Here is an 18,835-nt window from a genome sequence, read left to right as displayed (position 1 = left end):
GGAGTTCAGATCCCGAGCTGTTTGTCGATGAAGTCGAACATGTCGTCGTCGCTGGCGGACTGGAGCTGGTCGGCGACCGAATCGCCGGCGCCGCCCTCCGCTTCGGTCAGCGCGGCGAGCAGGTCGGTGAGCCGGGCGGCGACCCTCGCCCGCGCGGTGTCGTCGGCCCGCAGTTCGGCGAGCGAGGCTTCGAGCCGGTCGAGGCCCGAGTAGGCCGACAGCGCGGGCTGCTCCGGTGCCTCCCCGGTCTCGGCGCCGAACATCCCTTCCAGCAGGAAGTCCGCCAGTGCGCTCGAGGTCGGGTAGTCGAAGACCGCGGTGGGCGAGAGGCGTTCCCCGGTGGCCTCGTTCAACCGGTTGCGCAGCTCGATCGCGGTCAGCGAGTCGAAGCCGACTTCGCGGAACGGGCGGTCCGCGTCGAGCCCGCCGGTCCCGGCCAGGCCCAGTACCAGCGCGGCCTGCGTGCTGACCAGCTCGCGCAGCGCGTCCCGGCGTTCCGGTTCGCTCAGGTCGTGAAGCGTGCTGCGGGCGTCCACGACGCGTTCGCCGACCGCGCGGCGGGTCGGTGCCGAGGGCCGGGCGCTGGGCACCAGAGCCGACAGCAGCGGCGGCACCTCCCCGGACCGGCGCACCCCGGCCAGGTCGAGCCGGGCCGCCACCAGCAGCGGACCGCACTGGCCCAGCGCGGCGTCGAGCACGCGCAGCCCTTCCGGTTCCGGCAGCGGAGCCAGCCCTTGGCGCGACATCCGCCGCCAGTCGGCTTCGGTGAACTCGCCGGCCATCCCGGATTCCCACGGACCCCACGCGATCGACACCGCGGGCAGGCCCCGCTGGCGGCGGTGCGCGGCGAGCGCGTCGAGGAAGGTGTTGCCCGCCGCGTAGGCGGCCTGTCCGGCGTTGCCCCAGATCCCGGCGACGGAGGAGAACACCACGAAGAAGTCCGGGTTCATCGGCTGCGTCAGCTCGTGCAGATGCCAGGCCGCGTCCACCTTCGGGCGCAGTACCACGGTCATCCGCTCGTCGGTCAGCGAGCCGATGACCCCGTCGTCGAGGACCCCGGCCGAATGCACCACGCCGGTCAGCGACACGCCGTCCAGCACTCCGGCGAGCTGCTCGCGGTCAGCGGCGTCGCACGCCAGCATCGTGGTTTCGACGCCGCGTTGTTCCAGGTCCGCGGCCAGCTCGGCGAGCCCGGGGGCGTCGGCGCCACGCCGGGACAGCAGCAACAACCGCTTGGCGATACCGGTTTCGGCCAGCCGCAGGGCGACCAGGCGGCCCAAGGCCCCGGACGCGCCCGTGATCAGCACCGTGCCCGCGGCTCGGGTGTCGTCCGGGGCAGGCGGCGTAACCCGGGTCAGCCTCGGCACCCGCACCTCGCCGGCGCGCACCGCGAACTCGGACTCCCCCGTCGCGATCCCGGCACGCACCCAGTCGAGGACGGCGGGACTGGCCAGATCGTCCACATCGGACAGCACGATCCGGCCGGGGTTCTCCGACTGCGCGACGCGGACGAGGCCCCACACCGGCGCCGTCGCCAGGTCCAGGGCGAGCCCGTCGCCGACGTCGACCGCGCGTTCGGTGACCACCGCGAGCCGGGTTTCGGTGTCCGTGGCGAGCCATGCCCGCAGCCGGGCCAGCACGTCGAGCGCGACGGCGTTGGCCTGTTCCGGCAGTTCGCCGTCGAGCGTCGGCACCGTCAGCAGGTCGAGGTCGGCGTTCGAGGAGTCGGCGGGCGGGACCGACGTCCACTCGACCGCGTAGGTCGAGCCGTCGGAACTCGCGGTCAGCTCTTCAACGCTTGCCGTGCGCAGCGCCAGCATCCCGACCGACGCCACCGGCTCGCCGGAGGCGTCGGCCAGCGCGAGCGAGATCCCGCCCGGCACCGGCGAGATCCGCACCCGGGCCGCCGAAGCACCGGACGCGTGTACCACCACGTCGTTCCAGGCGAACGGCAGCCGCAGGCCCTCGGTGTCCACTCCGGCCGCGTGCAACGCCGCGTCGAACAGGGCGGGGTGCACGCCGAACCCTGCGATGGGAACGCCTTCGGGCAGTTCGACTTCGGAGAACAGCTCCTCGCCGCGCCGCCAGACCGCACGGACGCCCTGGAACACCGGCCCGTATTCAAGCCCGGTCTCGGCCAGCCCTGGATAGAAACCGTCCAGGTCGATCGGCTCCGCGCCGGCCGGGGGCCATTGCGCCAGGTCTGAGCCGTCAGCGTGGGCGGCTCCGGCGGACACCGCGCCCGCCGCGTGCCGGACCCATTCGCCGTCGCCGCTCTTCGCGTAGACGTTGAGCGCGCGGCGGCCGGTGTCGTCCGGACCGTCGACGGTGAGCTGAATCCGGGCCGAGACCCCGGTTTCGAGCTTGAGCGGGGCCTCGATCAGCAGCTCGTCGATGTGGTCGCAGCCCACCTCGTCGGCGGCGCGGACGACCATGTCCAGCAGCGCGGTGCCCGGCACGAGGACCTGCCCGGCAACCGCGTGGTCGGCCAGCCACGGCTGTTCGCCGAGCGAGAGCCGGCCGGCGAGCATGACTCCGCCGGTGGCGGGCAGTTCGACAGAGGCGCCCAGGAGCGGGTGCTCGGGGCTGTCCATGCCGAGGTCGTCGGCGTGGCCGCCGGTGAGCGCGTTGAGCCAGTACCGCTGGTGCTGGAAGGCGTAGGTGGGCAGCTCGACCCGCCGAGCACCCGTGCCGTCGAAAACGTTGTGCCAGTCGAAGTCCAGGCCGCGCACGTACACTTTGGACACTGCGGTGAGCAGCGCACGGACCTCGTCGCGTCCGCGCCGCGCCATCGGAATCCACGTCTCGTCACGGCCGTCGGGGCGGCTCAGCGGACCCATCCCCGACAAGACCCCGTCGGGGCCCACCTCGACGAAGGTCCGGACTCCCTGGTCCCGCAGGGTTCCCGCCACGGCGACGAAGTCCACTGCCTCGCGCACATGCCGCACCCAGTAGCCCGGGTCGGTCGCCTCGTCGCCGACCACGCGCCCGGTCAGCCCGGACACCAACGGGATCGTGGGACGATGGCACTCGACCCGGTCCACGACTTCGGCGAACCGCGCCAGCATCGGCTCCATCAGCGGCGAATGGAACGCGTGCGACACCGACAACCGCTTCGTCCGGCACCCTTCCAGTTCCGCCGCGGCCGCGAGAACCTCGTCCTCGACGCCGGAAATCACCACCGCCTTCGGGCCGTTCACCGCGGCTATACCCACCCCGGCGCGGCCCGCGATCACCGCCGACACCTGCTCCGCGGTCGCCTCCACCGCCACCATCGCCCCGCCGGTCGGCAACTCCTGCATCAACCGCCCGCGCGCAGCTACCACCGCACACGCGTCCGAAAGTGACCACACTCCGGCGACATGGGCAGCCGCCAGTTCTCCGATGGAATGGCCCGCGACCACGTTCGGCCGCATCCCCCACGACTCCAGCAGCCGGAACAGCGCGACCTCGGTCGCGAACAGCGCGGACTGCGCCCACACCGTGTCGTTGAGATCGCCGTACTCGCCCCGGATCACCGCCGCGGGCGAACCGTCCATATGCTCTTCCAACCCGGCACACACCGCGTCAAAGGCTTCAGCGAACACCGGGAACACCGCGTGCAGCCCGGCACCCATGCCTAGCCGCTGCGCACCTTGACCAGTGAACACAAACCCGAGCTTGCCGAGCGAACCCACCACACCCGACACCACCTGGGCGGACTCGCGGCCCCCGGCCAACGCCGCCAGCCCTTGGCCGTGGTCACCCAGCACGACCGCACGGTGCTCCAACGCCGCCCGGGAAGCCAGCGACCAGCCCACGTCCAGCGGCTCATCAACCAGCCCGGCCAACCGCGCCGCCTGAGCAGCCAAGCCTTCCGGCGAACGAGCCGACACCACCCACGGCACCACCGGCAGCTCGACGTCGATCTCGACGGGAAGCTCCGCGACCTCCGGCACCTGCTCCACGATGACGTGCGCGTTCGTCCCGGAGAACCCGAACGACGACACCCCGGCCCGACGCGGCCGATCGCCGACCTCCGGCCACGGTGTCGCCTCGGTCGCCAACCGCACCGCGCCCGATTCCCACTCAACCCGGGTGGAGGGCTGTTCCGCGTGCAGGGTCGCGGGAACCACGCCGCGGTGCATCGCCGACACCATCTTGATCACCCCGGCCACCCCCGCGGCGGCCTGTGTGTGCCCGATGTTCGACTTCACCGACCCCAGCAGCAACGGCCGGTCGGCCGGCCGGTCCTGCCCGTACGTGGCCAGCAAGGCTTCCGCCTCGATCGGGTCGCCCAGCCGCGTGCCCGTGCCGTGTCCGTCCACGACGTCCACGCCGTCCGGCTCCAGTCCCGCGCTGGCCAGTGCCGCACGGATCACCCGTTGCTGCGACGGGCCGTTCGGCGCGGTCAAGCCGTTCGACGCACCGTCCTGGTTCACCGCGCTGCCTGCCACCACCGCCAGCACCCGATGCCCGTTGCGCCGCGCGTCCGAAAGCCGCTCCAGCACCAAAACCCCGGAACCCTCACCCCAACCGACACCGTCGGCACCGTCCCCATAGGACTTGCACCGACCATCCGGCGACAGGCCCCGCTGCCGCGAAAAGTCGAAGAACGCGCCCGGGGTGGACATCACCGTCACCCCACCCGCCAGCGCCAGCGAGCACTCCCCGGCACGCAACGACTGCGCCGCCAGATGCAGCGCGACCAACGACGACGAACACGCCGTGTCCACCGTCACCGCCGGACCCTCCAAGCCCAGCGCATAGGAAACGCGGCCGGAAGCGACCGAACCCATGCTGCCGGTGCCCAGGTAGCCTTCCGAGTCTTCGTGGACCTGATGCCACGACAGATAGTCGTGGTAGAACAGCCCGGCGAACACCCCGGTGTCACTGCCCCGCAACGAGTCCGGGTCGATCCCGGCGTCCTCCAACGCCTCCCACGACGTCTCCAGATAAACCCGCTGCTGCGGATCCATCGCGAGCGCTTCGCGAGGGCTGATACCGAAGAACTCCGCATCGAAACCGGTGGCCCCGTAGAGGAAGCCGCCCTCCGCGGCGACGCTCTTCCGCACCGCGTCCGGATCGGAGTCGACCAGGTCGGCGGGCCAGCCCCGGTCGGTCGGGAAGGTCCCGACCGCGTCGGTGCGCGAGGCGAGCAGCTCCCACAGCTCCGCCGGGGAGGACACGCCGCCGGGGAACCGGCAGGCCATGCCCACGATGGCGATGCGGTCCTCTCCGGTGGCCGCGCGCGGTGCGACGCGCGCGGGAGCGGTCTCGCTCCGGCCGGTCAGTTCGCCCAGCAGGAACGCGGTCAGTGCGGCCGGGGTGGGATAGTCGAACACCACGGTGGCGGGCAGCCGCACGCCGGTGGCCGCGCCCAGGCGCGTCCGGAGTTCCACGGCGGTCAGCGAGTCGAACCCGGCGTCGCGAAAGGACCGTCCGGAGTCGACAGTCGCGTCTCCGGTCAGGCCGAGCACCTGTCCGGCCTGCGCCAGCACCAGATCCCGCACGAGGTCCGCGCGCTCGGCCTCGCCCAGCGACGCGAGCCGCTCGGCCAGCGCGTTCCCGTCGGCGGACGACTGCTCGATGGTGCGTCGGGCGGGTGCCGAGGCGCCGACCAGCCCGGACAGCACCGGCGGCACCTCCCCGGCCCGCCGCAGCGCGGCCAGGTCCAGCCGGGCCGCGACCAGCAGCGGCGCGGGAGCGGCGGCCGGACCGGTCACCAGGTCCAACACGGCGAGGCCCTGCGCCGCGGACAGGGTCCGCAGGCCCTGGCGGGACAGCCGGGTGCGATCGGTCCCGGTCAGTTCTCCGGCCATGCCGGTATCCCACGGGCCCCAGGCCAGCGACACCGCGGTGCGGCCCTGCCGGTGGCGATGGGCGGCGAGCGCGTCGAGGAAGGTGTTGCCCGCCGCGTAGTTCGCCTGTCCGGCGGTGCCCCACACCCCGGCGACCGACGAGAACAGGACGAAGAAGTCCAGCTCGGCACCCTCGGTCAGCTCGTGCAACTGCCACGCACCGTCGACCTTCGGCCGCAGCACGGCGGCCGTCCGCTCGGCCGTCAGCGACTCGACGACCCCGTCGTCGAGCACTCCGGCGGTGTGCACCACACCGGTGATCGGCACGCCGTCCAGCACCGCGGCCAGCTGCGTCCGGTCAGCGACGTCGCACGCGGCGACGGTCACCTCGACACCGGACCGTTCCAGTTCCGCCGCCAGCCCCGGCATTCCCGGCGCCTCGGCTCCCCTGCGGGACAGGAGAATCAGCCGCGCGACAGCGCCGGTCCCGGCCAAGTGCCGGGCGACCAGTCCGCCCAGCGCACCGGACGCGCCGGTCACCAGCACGGTGCCCGGACGGGTCCGGGGAGCCGGACGCGGCGCGGTCGTTTTGACCAGCCGCGGGACCCGCACCTCGCCGGAACGCACCACGAACCGCGATTCCCCGGCGGCCACTCCGGCCCTCAGCGTCCGCTCGTCAGCGCTGTCGTCCACATCGCACAGGACGATGCTGCCGGGATGCTCGGCCTGCGCGGCCGAGACCAGGCCCCACACCGTCGCGGAGGCCACGTCGAGGGGCAGGCCGTCACCGGCGTCCACCGCGCGTTCAGTGACCACGACCAGCCGGGTTTCGGTGCCCGTCGCGAGCCATTCCCGCAGCACGCCCAGCACCTCGGCCGCCGCGGCGTGCGCTTGTTCGGGCACTGGGCCCGCGGCCGGATTCACCCGCAGGACCAGGAAATCGGCGTCTTCGCTGCTCCCCCACCCCGCCCAACGACCGGCGTCCGGGGAGCCGGACGGCACCGGCGCCCATTCCAGGCGGAACAGGTCGTCTCGGGGAGTTTCCCGGCCGGCCTGCAGCGGCCGCAGGGCCAGCGCGCCCACGGTGGCGATCGGTTCGCCCGCCGGATCGGCGAGGACCAGCGACACCCCGTCGGTGGCCTGGGGGCTGATCCGGACCTGAGCGGTCGTCGCGCCGGTCGCGTGGACCCGGACGTCCCGCCAGGCGAACGGGACCTCCAGCCGCCCGCCGTCGGCGCCGACCACCGCGTGCAGGGCGGCGTCGAACAGCGCGGGGTGCACGGCGAAGCCGGCGACCTCGGTGTCCTCGGGCAGCGCGACCTCGGCGAACAGATCCGCGCCGAGCCGCCAGACCGCGCGGACGCCCCGGAACACCGGCCCGTAGCCGAGTCCGGCTTCGGCCAGCGCCGGATAGAAGTTCTCCAGATCGACCGGCACCGCCCCGGCCGGGGGCCACTGCGCGAACCGCACGGCCTCGACCGCGGCACCCGGCCGCACGGTGCCCGCCGCGTGGCGCACCCAGTCGTCGCCGGCACGGGCGTACAGGGCGGCTTCGCGGCTGCCGTCCGGGCCCGGTCCGCTCACCGTGACCTGGACCCGCACCGAATCCTCGAGTACCAGCGGCGTCTCCATCAGGAGCTCGTCCAGGTGGTCGCAGCCCACCTCGTCGGCCGCACGCACGACCATGTCCAGCAGCGCGGTACCCGGCACGAGCACCCGACCCGCCACCACATGGTCGGCCAGCCACGGCTGTTCGCTGAGCGAAAGCCGACCAGTCAGCATCACCCCGCCGGTCGCGGGCAGCTCCACCGCCGCGCCCAGCAACGGATGCCGGGGGCTTTCCAGGCCGAAATCGTCGACGCGACCGCTCGCGACCGCCTTCAGCCAGTACCGCTGACGCTGGAACGCATAGGTCGGCAGCTCGACCCTCCGGGCACCCGTGCCCGCGAAAACGTGATGCCACTCCACATCCAGGCCGCGCACGTACACTTTGGACACCGCGGTGAGCAGCGCACGGACCTCGTCGCGTCCGCGTCGTGCCACCGGAATCCACGCCTCGTCCGCCTCGTCGGGACGGCTCAACGGCCCCATCCCCGACAAGACCCCGTCGGGACCCACCTCGACGAAGGTCCGGACTCCCTGGTCCCGCAGTGTTCCCGCCACGTCGGCAAAGCACACCGCCTCGCGCACGTGCCGTACCCAGTAGCCCGGGTCCGTGACCTCGTCGGCCACGACGCGCCCGGTCAGCCCCGACACCAGCGGCAGCTCCGGACGTCGGCACTCCACCGAGTTCACGACTTCGGCGAACCGCGCCAGCATCGGCTCCATCAACGGCGAATGGAACGCATGCGACACCGACAACCGCTTCGTCCGGCAACCCGCGCCCGCCAGCTCCGCCGCAGCCGCCAGCACCTCGTCCTCGACGCCGGAAATCACCACCGCCCTCGGGCCGTTCACCGCGGCTATACCCACCCCAGCGCGGCCCGCGATCGCCTTCCGAACCTCGTCTTCGGTCGTCTCGACGGCGACCATCGCTCCGCCGGTCGGCAACTCCTGCATCAACCGGCCGCGCGCGGCTACCACCGCGCAGGCGTCCGAAAGCGACCACACGCCAGCCACATACGCGGCCGCCAGCTCACCGATCGAATGGCCCGCGACCACGTTCGGCCGCATCCCCCACGACTCCAACAACCGGAACAGCGCGACCTCGACCGCGAACAACCCCGACTGCGCCCACACCGTGTCGTTGAGATCGCCGTACTCGCCTCGGATCACCGCCGCCGGCGAACCGTCCAAATGCTCTTCCAACCCGGCACACACCGCGTCAAAAGCTTCCGCGAACACCGGAAACACCGAGTACAGACCCAACCCCATGCTCAAACGCTGCGCACCCTGACCAGTGAAAACAAACCCGACCTTCCCCAGCGAACCCACCACACCCGACACCACGTGGGCGGACTCGCGGCCCTCGGCCAGTGCGGCCAATCCCTGGCTGTGGTCGCCCAACACGACCGCACGGTGCTCCAACGCCGCCCGGGAAGCCAGTGACCAGCCCACGTCCAGCGGCTCATCAACCAGCCCGGCCAACCGCGCCGCCTGCGCAGCCAGACCTTCCGGCGAACGCGCCGACACCACCCACGGCACCACCGGCAACACGACATCAGCCTCGACCGGAGCCTCCGCGACCTCCGGAGCCTGCTCCACGATCACATGCGCATTGGTCCCCGAGATACCGAACGACGACACCCCGGCCCGACGCGGCCGATCGCCGACCTCCGGCCAGGACACCGCCTCGGTCGCCAACCGGACCGCGCCCGATTCCCAGTCCACTTGGGACGATGGCTCGCCCGCGTGCAGGGTCGCGGGCAGTTCCTGGTGACGCAGCGCGAGCACGGTCTTGATCACGCCCGCCACCCCGGCGGCCCATTGCGCGTGCCCGATGTTCGACTTCACCGATCCCAGCCACAGTGGACGGTCCCGGTCCTGACCGTAGGTCGCCAGCAACGCCTGCGCCTCGATCGGATCACCCAGCCGGGTCCCCGTGCCGTGACCCTCCACGGCGTCGACGTCAGCGGCCTCGATGCCCGCGTCGGCGAGCGCGGCGCGGATCACCCGCTGCTGTGAAGGACCGTTCGGCGCCGTCAACCCGTTCGACGCACCGTCCTGGTTCACCGCGCTGCCGGCCACCACGGCCAACACTTGATGCCCGTTGCGCCGCGCGTCCGAAAGCCGCTCCAAGAGCAGCAGACCGCCACCCTCGGCCATGCCCATGCCGTCGGCCTGCTCCGCATAGGCCTTGCAGCGGCCGTCCGGCGCCAGGCCCTGCTGGCGGGTGAACCACTCCAGCCACGACGGCGTCGCGTGCACCGTCACGCCGCCGGTCAGCGCCAGCGAGCACTCCCCGGCACGCAACGACTGCGCCGCCAGATGCAGGGCGACCAACGACGAGGAGCACGCCGTGTCGACGGTGAGCGCGGGGCCTTCCAGGCCGAGGGTGTAGGAGACCCGGCCGGAGAGAATGCTGGGCGCGATCCCGGATTGGAGATGCCCCTGAAGCTCTTCGGGCGCGTTGCCGCCGTACCCGGAGGCCGCGCCGCCGACGAACACGCCGGTCGTCGAGCCGCGCAGCCGTTTCGGATCGAGGCCCGCGCGTTCGAACGCCTCCCAGGACAGTTCCAGCAGCATCCGCTGTTGCGGGTCCATCGCCAGCGCCTCGCGCGGGCTGACGCCGAAGAACGCGGCGTCGAATTCTCCCGCCGCAGCAAGGAATCCGCCCCCGAGCGTGGCGATCTCGCCGAGGCGGTCCCAGCCCCGATCGGACGGCAGCGACCCGACGGCGTCGCCGCCCGCGGCCAGGAGCCGCCACAGTTGCTCGGGGTCGCTGATGCCGCCGGGCAGGCGGCAGCTCATCGCGACGATCGCGATCGGCTCGTCCGCGGCCGCGCCGGTGCGCTCCGACGTCCGCGCGGCGTCGGCGAGCCCGAGAAGTTCGGTTCGCAGGAACTCGGCCAGCGCGAGCGGGGTCGGATGGTCGAAGGTGAGCGTGCTGGGCAGCTTGCGCCCCAGCACGGTGCACAGCCGGCCGCGCAGGTCGACCCCGGTGACCGAGTCGAAGCCGATCTCCTTGAAGGTCAGCGCGGAATCCACCGACTCCGGCGACGCGTGCCCGAGGACGGCGGCGGCCTGCGCCCGGACCAGGTCGAGCACCCGCGTGACCTGCTCCGCGGCCGACTTCCCGGCCAGCGTCCGCGCCCACCCGGAGACCGGGGCGGCCACGGGTTCCGGCAGGCTCGCGGCGACGCCGTCGAGCCGGCGGGGAGCTCCGGCGTCGAGCCAGAAACGTTCGTGCTGGAAGGCGTAGGTGGGCAGGTCGACGCGGTTCGCCGCGGGCAGCACGGCCGTCCAGTCCACCGGCACGCCGTGCGTGTACGCCTCGGCGAGGGAGGCGAGCAGCCGGGCGCTGTCGCCCTCGTCGCGGCGCAGAGTGCCGCACACCGCACCGGCGTCCTCCAAGGTGTCGGCGATCGCGGCGGTCAGCACCGGATGCGGGGACACCTCGATGAACACCCGGTCGCCGAGAACCCGCACGGCACGGTCGAACCGCACCGGTGCCCGCAGGCTTTCGTACCAGTACCCGGCGTCCAGTTCCTCGCCAGTCAGGGTTTCGCCGGTCATCGCCGACACCATCGGTACCCGGCCACGCCGCGGCTCGATCCCCGCCAGCACCGCACGGATCTCCTCTTCCAGCCGCTCCACCTGCGCGGAGTGCGACGCGTAGTCCACCGAAACCATCCGCGCCCGGATGTCCTCGGCGTCCAGCTCCGCCTTCAACTCCGCCAGCGCCGCCGGTTCACCCGAGACCACCACTGCGGACGGCCCGTTGACCGTGGCCAGCGACAACCGCTCACCCCACCGGGCGAGCCGCTCTTCCACTTCGGCCACGGTCGCGTTGACCGACAACATGCCGCCCAGGCCCGCGAGCGCAGTCAGCGATTTCGACCGCAGGGAAACGATCCGCGCACCGTCCTCAAGGGACACCATCCCCGCGACCGTGGCCGCCGCGATCTCGCCCTGGGAGTGGCCCACCACCGCGGCGGGCACGACACCCGCGGCTTCCCACACCGCGGCAAGGGAAACCATCACCGCCCACAACGCGGGCTGCACGACGTCCGCCGACTCCAGCTCGCCTTCGAGCACCTCGGCAAGCTTCCAGTCCACAAAGGACTCCAAGGCTGCCGCGCATTCCGCCAGCCGGGCCGCGAACACCGGATTCGTCCGCGCCAGCGCAAGCCCCATGCCCCGCCACTGCGAACCCTGGCCGGGAAAGACGAACACCGGCCGCCCGGAACCGCGCGCGACCCCGGAGACGACCTCGGCCCCGGGCACCCCGTCGGCGAGACCGGCCAACCCGGTCCACAGGTCCCCGGTCACCACCGCGCGATGCTCGAACGGGGTCCGGGTGGTGGCCAGCGACCAGGCCAGCTCGGCCGGTTCGAGCCCAGGCCGCGCCGACACCCAGTCTCGCAGCCGGGCCGCCTGCGCCCGCAGCCCCTCGGCCGAGCGAGCGGACAGCACCCAGGCCGGGACCACTTCCGGCACCGGCACCTGCTCCGTAGTGCCGGGGGCTTCTTCCACGATGACGTGCGCGTTGGTGCCGCTGAGCCCGAATCCGGACACCCCGGCCCGGCGCGGACGGTCGCCCGCCGGCCAGGGCACCGGTTCGCTCAGCAGCCGGACCGTGCCGCGCGACCAGTCGACGCGCGGGGTCGGCTCCTCGCCGTGCCGGGTCGCGGGCAGCACGCCGTTGCGCAGCGCGAGCACCATCTTGATCACCCCGGCCACCCCGGCCGCGGCCTGGGTGTGCCCGAGGTTCGACTTGACCGAGCCCAGCCACAACGGCTCGTCCCGCTCCCGGCCGTAGGTGGCGAAGAGGGCTTCCGCCTCGATCGGGTCACCGAGAGTGGTCCCGGTGCCGTGCGCCTCCACTGCGTCCACTTCGGACGCGTCGAGCCGGGCATTGGCCAGAGCCTGGCGGATCACCGCCTGCTGCGCCTCGCCGTTCGGGGCGGTCAGGCCGTCGCTCGCGCCGTCGGAGTTGACCGCGGAACCGCTCAGCACGGCCAGCACCGGCTGTCCGTCGCGGATGGCGTCGGACAACCGCCGCAACACGAGCAGTCCGACCCCCTCCGACCACACGGTGCCGTCAGCGGCGGCGGAGAACGGCAGGCAGTCCCCCTCCGGCGACAGCGCCCGCAGGCCGCTGAACGCGACGAAGTTGCCGGGCGTCGACATCACGGAGACGCCGCCGGCCAGCGCCAGCGAGCAGTCGCCGGCGCGCAATGCTTGTGCGGCGAGGTGAATCGCGACCAGCGAACTGGACGCGGACGTGTCCACGGTGAGGGACGGCCCGTGCAGCCCGAGCAGATACGAGACCCGGCCGGACAGCACGCTGGTCGTGGTGCCGGTCAGCAGATAGCCCTTCACCGGCGAGGGCGCGTCCTCCAGCCGCGGGCCGTACTCCCGGGGCTCCGCGCCGACGAAAACCCCGGCGCTGGTGCCCCGGAGCGACTCCGGGACGATGGCAGCCCGTTCGAGGGCCTCCCACGAAGCTTCCAGCAGCAACCGCTGCTGCGGTTCCATCGCCAGCGCCTCGCGCGGCGGAATGCCGAAGAACCGCGCGTCGAAACCCGTTGCGTCGTCGAGGAAACCGCCGCGGGCGAGGTAAGTCTTCCCGGCCGCTTCCGGATCTTGGTCGTGCAGGTCCGGCCGCCACGCCCGGTCTTCAGGGAACGCCGACAGCACGTTCCCGCCTTCGGCCAGCAGCTCCCAGAGGTCTTCGGGCGAGCGGACGCCGCCGGGGTACCGGCAGCTCATGCCGACGACGGCCACCGGCTCCGCGCCGTCGGCCGCGCATCCCGTGCCGTTCGTTCGGTCAGTCTCGTTCACAACACCCTCGGCATTCCGGAGATCTTCTGCGATAGCTGCGCGAATCCCGCCGCTACCTGGCACGGGCGGCGGGCGGGGAAGGACGCGCGGACGCGGGCCTTCCCCGCCCGGTGGGGGTCGGGGCGGGTCCGGTGTCAGCCGGGACGCACCGCGGTTTCGGCGGCGACAGCCAGCTCCGGTGCGGTGAGGCTCATCGTCGTCGAGGCGTCGCGCCGGTCGGCCACCAAGTGCAGGCGCTGCAGGCCGTCCGCGGCGGCTTCGCCGAGCACGGCGAGGCAGTCGCAGGCGTCGGTGGTGAACCCGGCGAACCGGTAGGCGATCTCCATCATCCGGTTGCGATCGGTGGCCCGGAAGTCCGCGACCAGATGCGCGCCCGCCCGCGCGGCCTCGTCGATCAGCCAGTTGAGCAGCACCGCGCCCGCGCCGAAAGTGACCACCCGGCAGGAGGTCGCGAGCAGCTTCAGGTGCCACAGCCGCGGATGCCGTTCCAGCAGCAGCACGCCGACCGCGCCGTGCGGGCCGAACCGGTCGGTGAGGGTGACGGTGAGCACTTCGTGGTCGGGGTCGGCGAGCAGTTTCCGCAGGTCCGCGTCGGAGTAGTGCACGCCGGTCGCGTTCATCTGACTGGTGCGCAGGGTCAGCTCCTCGACCCGCGACAGGTCGACCTCGTCGGCGCGCTTGATCGCCATCACCAAATCGAGGCTGCGCAGGAAGTCCTCGTCCGGGCCGTTGAAGGTCTCCTTCTCCGCGTCCCGGCGGAAACTGGCCTGGTACATCTCGCGACGGCGGCGCGCGTCGACGGTGACGACCTCGGGGCTGAACTCCGGCAGCCCGGTCAGCTCGCCCGCCTGCGTGGCGTCGTAGCAGCGCACGGCGTCGCTGTGGTAGTTCACCTCCGCCCGCTCCGTCGGCAGGTCGTCGATGAAGGCGATGGTGGTCAGCGCGAAGTTCAGCCGCTCCGCGATCTGCGCCACCGAATCGGACTTGCGGCCCCAGCCGATCTGCGGATGCACGAAGTACTCGGCGAGGCCGAGCTTCTCCAGGTGCTTCCAGGCGAGGTCGTAGTCGTTCTTGCTGGCGACGGAGTTCAGGACGCCGCGGGAGTCGAGTTCGATGATGGTCTCGCGGATCCCCGGGAACAGCTCCACGTCCGGGTTCTCCAGCAGGGTCCCGTCCCATACGGTGTTGTCCAGGTCCCAGACCAGGCATTTGACCAAGGTCGGCTTGTCGGTCACGGAAGTTCTCCTCCCCGGTTGCGCAAGACGTGATCGGCCAGGATCAGCTTGCAGATCTCGTTGCTGCCCTCGATCAGTTCCATCAGCTTCGCGTCGCGGAACGCGCGGGCGGCGACGTGCCCGTCCCCCGCGCCCGTCGAACCGTGCAGTTGAACGGCGGCCGCGGCGGCACGAGCCGCGTAGCCGGCGCTCACGTGCTTGGCGAGCACCGTCAGCGCGCCAAGGTCGGGCGAGAAGCTGTCCCAGCCCTGGCTGGCGTGTTCGCAGGCGCGCAGGCTCAGCTGCTCGGCCACGTACATCTCGGCCAGGTGTTCCTGCACCAGCTGGTGTTCAGCGAGCGCCACCCCGCCCTGGCGGCGGTGCGCGACGTGCCGCGCGGCGGAGTCGAGGCAAGCCCGGATGATGCCGACACACCCCCAGGCGATCGACATCCGGCCGTAGGACAACGCCGTGGTGAACAGCAGCGATAGTGGCTGCTCGCCCCCGCCGAGTACCGCGGTGGCGGGGACCGCCACGTTGTCCAGGAAAATGTTCGCGTGCCCGGCGGCCCGGCACCCCATCGGATGCGGCACCGGTTCGATCCGCACGCCCTGGGCGTCGGTGGGCACCACGACCGCGGCGGCGCCGTCCCCGTCGCCGTGGCGGGCCACGATGAGCACGAAATCGGCGTAGCGGGTGCCGGTGACCCACTTCTTCTCGCCGTCGAGGACGAACCCGTCCCCTTCCGGCTTGAGCCGGGTGCGCATGGCGGCGAGATCGCTGCCCGCGCCCGGTTCGCTGAACCCGACCGCGGTCAGCTCACCGCCGGTGAGCCTGCCGAGCAGTTCGCGGCGCTGCACCTTGTCGCCGAAGCGCTGGACGGTCCACGCCACGATGCCCTGCGAGGTCATGATGCTGCGCAGCGAACTGCACAGTTCGCCTGCCTCGGCGGTGAACTCCCCGTTCTCGGCGCTGCTCAGGCCCCGTCCGCCGAACGACTCCGGCACCTGCGCGCAGAGCAGGCCGCGGGAGCCGAGGTCCCGCAGCAGCCCGATCGGCAGCTCGCCCTCGACGTCCCAGCCCGCGGCCCGGTCGCCGACGAGCTCGCCGAGCAGGGCGACCTCGTCGGCGATCTTCTCAAACATCGCCGTCCTGGAGCCGGAGCACCAGCTCGGTCATCGCCACCACGGTGCGGAAGTTGTCCAGTTTGAGGTCCGGGCCGACGATGGCGATGTCGTAGGTCGATTCGAGGTGCACGACGAGCTGCATCGCGAACATCGAGGAGACGACGCCGGAGGCGAACAGGTCCTGGTCGGCCTCGACGTCGGTCTTGATGCGCTCACTGAGGAAGCCGAGCAGCTCCTGCTGGAGGCTTTCCGCGGTGCGCGACGTGGCGGTGGTCTCCCCGGTAGTCATGACGCGACCTTTCCGTAGTCGTAGAAGCCCCGGCCGGTTTTCCGGCCGAGGTGGCCGTCCGCCACTTTCTGCAGCAGCAGGTCGCAGGGGCGGCAGCTTTCGTCGCCGCGGCGCTCGTAGAGCACGTTGAGGGAATCGACCAGGTTCTCCAGGCCGATCAGGTCGCCGGTGCGCAGCGGTCCGGTCGAGTGGCCGAGGCAGCCTTCGAGCAGGCCGTCGACCACCTCGACGGAGGCGACGCCCTCCTCCACCAGCATCGCCGCGGTGTTGATCAGCGGGTGCAGCAGCCGGTTGATCACGAACCCGGCCGAGTCCTCGATCACCAGCGATTCCCGGCCGAGCACCGAAAGCAGCGCGACGGCGTTGTCCAGCACCGCGGGCGCGGTGCGCGGGCCGCGGATCACCTCGACCATCTTGATCAGGTACGAGGGGTTCATGAAGTGCACGCCGACCAGTTCTTCCGGACGCGCGGTCCAGGCGGCCATCTCGTCGATCGGGATGCACGAGGTGTTGGAGATCAGCGTGGTGCCCGGGGCCACGATCCGCGAGGCCTCGGTGAGCACCTTCTCCTTCACCTCGGCTACCTCGGTGACGGCCTCGACGACGGTGGTCGCGTCCGCGATCGAGGACAGCGAGGTGCTGGTGGTCAGTTCGGCCGTCGGGCGGTCCGGCAGGACGCCCATCAGCTGGGCGTGCCGGGACTTCTGCGCGATGGTGGCCTTCGCCGTGTCCAGAACGGACTCGTCGATGTCCACCAGCACGACCGGGACGCCGTGGCCGAGCGCGAGTGTCGAGATGTTCGTGCCCATCACCCCGGCGCCGATGACGGCGAGGCGGTGATCTTCGTAAGCCGTGGTCATACGCTCTTCCCTGCGGTCTCGTGAGCCGATTCCTGCCTTGCTTGTGACGCGCGCACCCACACGGCCAGCGCCGCGGGAGTCGGGTGCTCGAACACCTCGGTCAACCCGAGGGGGGTTCCGGTGAGCTCTTCGGCCCGCTGCGCCAGCACGGCGCCGAGCAGCGAATGGCCGCCCGCTTCGAAGAAGTGGGTCCGTGCGGTGGCCTCGCCGCCGAGCAGCTCCGCCCAGATCCGCACCAGATCTTCGACCAATGCGTCCTCGTGGTCGCGGTCGCCGGTTTCCGGCCGGGTCTCCCGTTCGGCGAGCAGCCGCAGTGCCTCGGTGTCGAGGCTGCCGTCGGCGGTCTCCGGCAAGGCCTCCAGCGACACCACCGGCCAGGGGACTTCCTTCACTGCCAACGGTTTCGCTGCCACCGCGAAGACGACGACGGTGTGTTCCCCGTCGTCCGTCGGGACGGCGACCGCCGCCGCGGCGGACACGCCGGGCTCGTCCAGCAGCGCCGCTTCGAGGTCGCCGAGGTTGACCGGACCGTGCGCGGTGTCGAACCGGCGGCCGAGCTGACCGAGCCATTCGATCGCGCCGTCGGGCGACCAGCGGGCCAGTTCTCCGGTGCGCGCAGGGCCATCGCCGGTGTCCAGGCACAGTTCGCCGCGGACGCCGACGGGCAGTTCCCGTCCGTCCGGAGCGACGATGGAGACTCGGCCGCCGGACAGTGCTCGTTCGCTGGGAGTCAGGGTGAGCCGTTCCTTCAACGCGGCCGCCGCGCGGGCCGGAGTGGCTGCGGGAACTGTCACGGCGATAGGTGCGCGATGGGCACGTTCGACGGTCTCGCGGTCGGTCTCGCTCCACCCGGCGGTTTCGGCCAGCGGCCGGTCCGGTGACCGGGCGGCGGCGACCAGCAGGGCGTCCAGCCGCCGCAGCAGCGCCGCCACGTCGGCGCGGTCCAAGTTCTCGGTGGAGTACCGGAACTGGATCTCCGGGGTGGTCTGCGAGGCGACCAGTTCGAGGTCGAACTTGCTGTAGGGGTTGTCCACCCGCAGCAGCCGGGCGGAATGGCCGGCCACGGCCAGTTCGGTGACCGGCGAGTCGGGCACGAAGTTGAACAGGTGCCGGTAAAGCGCGGTCTGCCAGGTGGAGCCGATGCCGGGCAGTTCGCCGGTCAGCTCCTCCACCGAGGTGTGCGCGTGCGCCATCGCGCCGAGGAAGGCGTCCCGGGCGTGCCGGACGAGCGGGCCGAACCCGGCCGCCAGATCCACCTGCATCCGGATCGGCACCACGTTCACGTGGTAACCGATGGCGCCGCTGTTCTCGCCGCGGACGTCGACCGGGGTCCCGACCACCAGATCGGCGCCCGCGCCGTGCGCGACGAGCAGCGCGGAGTAGGCGGCCAGCAGCACCGCCGCGACCGGGGCGCGCAGCTTTCGCTGCAACTGCCCGATCGCCGCCAGCGCTTCGCCGGAGAGCGGGTGGCGCGCGTAGTCGCCGCGCATCATCGGCCGGTGGACGCGGGGCCGTCCGCACCACAGGTCGAGCGTGCCGGGGGTGAAGCCGCTCAGGTTTTCGCGCCAGTACTCGAGATCGGCGGGCCGCGGCCGGCTTTCCACGCCCGCCGAGGGCCGCGCCGAGGCGGGCGGCACCGGACGCCCGGCGACGATCGCCTCGTAGACCGGGAGGAACTCCTGCAGGAACAACGCGGCGGAGGTCATGTCGAACGCCAGGTGGTGCACGCCGAGGCAGAACAGGTCGCCGTCCGGGCCGCGGGCGTGTCCCGCGCGGATCAGCAGATCGCCCTCCAGCGGGAACGGGCGGTCCACGAACGCGGTGAGGTCCTTTTCCAGCTCCGCGCCGGAAAGTTCGAGCGGTTCGACCGTCACCTCGGACACCTCCGCCGAGTCGGCGGGCAGGATCTCCTTGACCAGGTCAGCGCCACCGGCGCGGAAGACCGTGCGGAGCGCCTCGGTGCGCGCCACCACCACGGCCAGCGCCTCGCGCAGCGCGTCCGGGCGCAGCCGCCCCGCCACGTGCAGGGCGAAGCCGAGGTTGTTGATCCCCGCGCCGGGGACCAGTTCCTCCATCAGCCACAGTGCTTTTTCCTTGTTGGTCGTCGCGGCCATCGCGC

The 18,835-nt window shown here is 71.9% G+C and carries 5 protein-coding genes and 1 pseudogene; all 6 read right to left on the bottom strand.

Going from position 1 to position 18,835, the window contains the following annotated elements; translation table 11 throughout:
* Positions 1-5: 5 nt before the first annotated feature.
* Positions 6-13,169 (bottom strand): annotated as a pseudogene (locus ACIBTM_RS41175) (SDR family NAD(P)-dependent oxidoreductase); the annotation flags it as partial.
* A gap of 191 nt (positions 13,170-13,360) precedes the next feature.
* A complete protein-coding gene (locus ACIBTM_RS41170) occupies positions 13,361-14,461 on the bottom strand; it encodes an HAD-IIIC family phosphatase (protein ID WP_395882557.1) in 1,101 nt (366 codons plus the stop codon).
* Entirely contained in the window at positions 14,458-15,585 is a 1,128-nt protein-coding gene (locus ACIBTM_RS41165; protein ID WP_395882556.1) for an acyl-CoA dehydrogenase family protein, read from the bottom strand. Before ACIBTM_RS41165 ends, ACIBTM_RS41170 begins: the two co-directional genes overlap by 4 nt.
* Positions 15,578-15,856 carry an acyl carrier protein gene (locus ACIBTM_RS41160; RefSeq protein WP_395882555.1) on the bottom strand — a complete coding sequence of 93 codons (279 nt, stop codon included), beginning with the start codon at positions 15,854-15,856 and terminating at the stop codon, positions 15,578-15,580. The genes ACIBTM_RS41165 and ACIBTM_RS41160 overlap by 8 nt, the downstream gene beginning before the upstream one ends.
* Positions 15,853-16,716 (bottom strand): 3-hydroxyacyl-CoA dehydrogenase family protein, encoded by an 864-nt coding sequence (locus tag ACIBTM_RS41155; RefSeq protein ID WP_395882554.1) that lies wholly within the window; start codon positions 16,714-16,716, stop codon positions 15,853-15,855. Before ACIBTM_RS41155 ends, ACIBTM_RS41160 begins: the two co-directional genes overlap by 4 nt.
* The gene (locus ACIBTM_RS41150; RefSeq protein WP_395882553.1) at positions 16,713-18,830 is read right to left on the bottom strand and encodes a condensation domain-containing protein; all 2,118 of its coding nucleotides are present in this window, start codon (positions 18,828-18,830) and stop codon (positions 16,713-16,715) included. The genes ACIBTM_RS41155 and ACIBTM_RS41150 overlap by 4 nt, the downstream gene beginning before the upstream one ends.
* Positions 18,831-18,835: the final 5 nt, after the last annotated feature.

Origin of the sequence: Amycolatopsis sp. NPDC049868, assembly GCF_044461365.1 — a bacterium.
Lineage (GTDB): Bacteria > Actinomycetota > Actinomycetes > Mycobacteriales > Pseudonocardiaceae > Amycolatopsis.
The sequence above is the reverse complement of the archived record's forward strand: the minus strand, read 5'-3'. Positions and strand labels throughout refer to the sequence as shown.

Excerpts from the sequence above, each read along its gene's own strand:
- ACIBTM_RS41160 (WP_395882555.1), bottom strand. The coding sequence starts at position 15,856 with ATGACTACCGGGGAGACCACCGCCACGTCGCGCACCGCGGAAAGCCTC.
- ACIBTM_RS41150 (WP_395882553.1), bottom strand. The coding sequence starts at position 18,830 with ATGGCCGCGACGACCAACAAGGAAAAAGCACTGTGGCTGATGGAGGAA.
- ACIBTM_RS41155 (WP_395882554.1), bottom strand. The coding sequence starts at position 16,716 with ATGACCACGGCTTACGAAGATCACCGCCTCGCCGTCATCGGCGCCGGG.
- ACIBTM_RS41165 (WP_395882556.1), bottom strand. The coding sequence starts at position 15,585 with ATGTTTGAGAAGATCGCCGACGAGGTCGCCCTGCTCGGCGAGCTCGTC.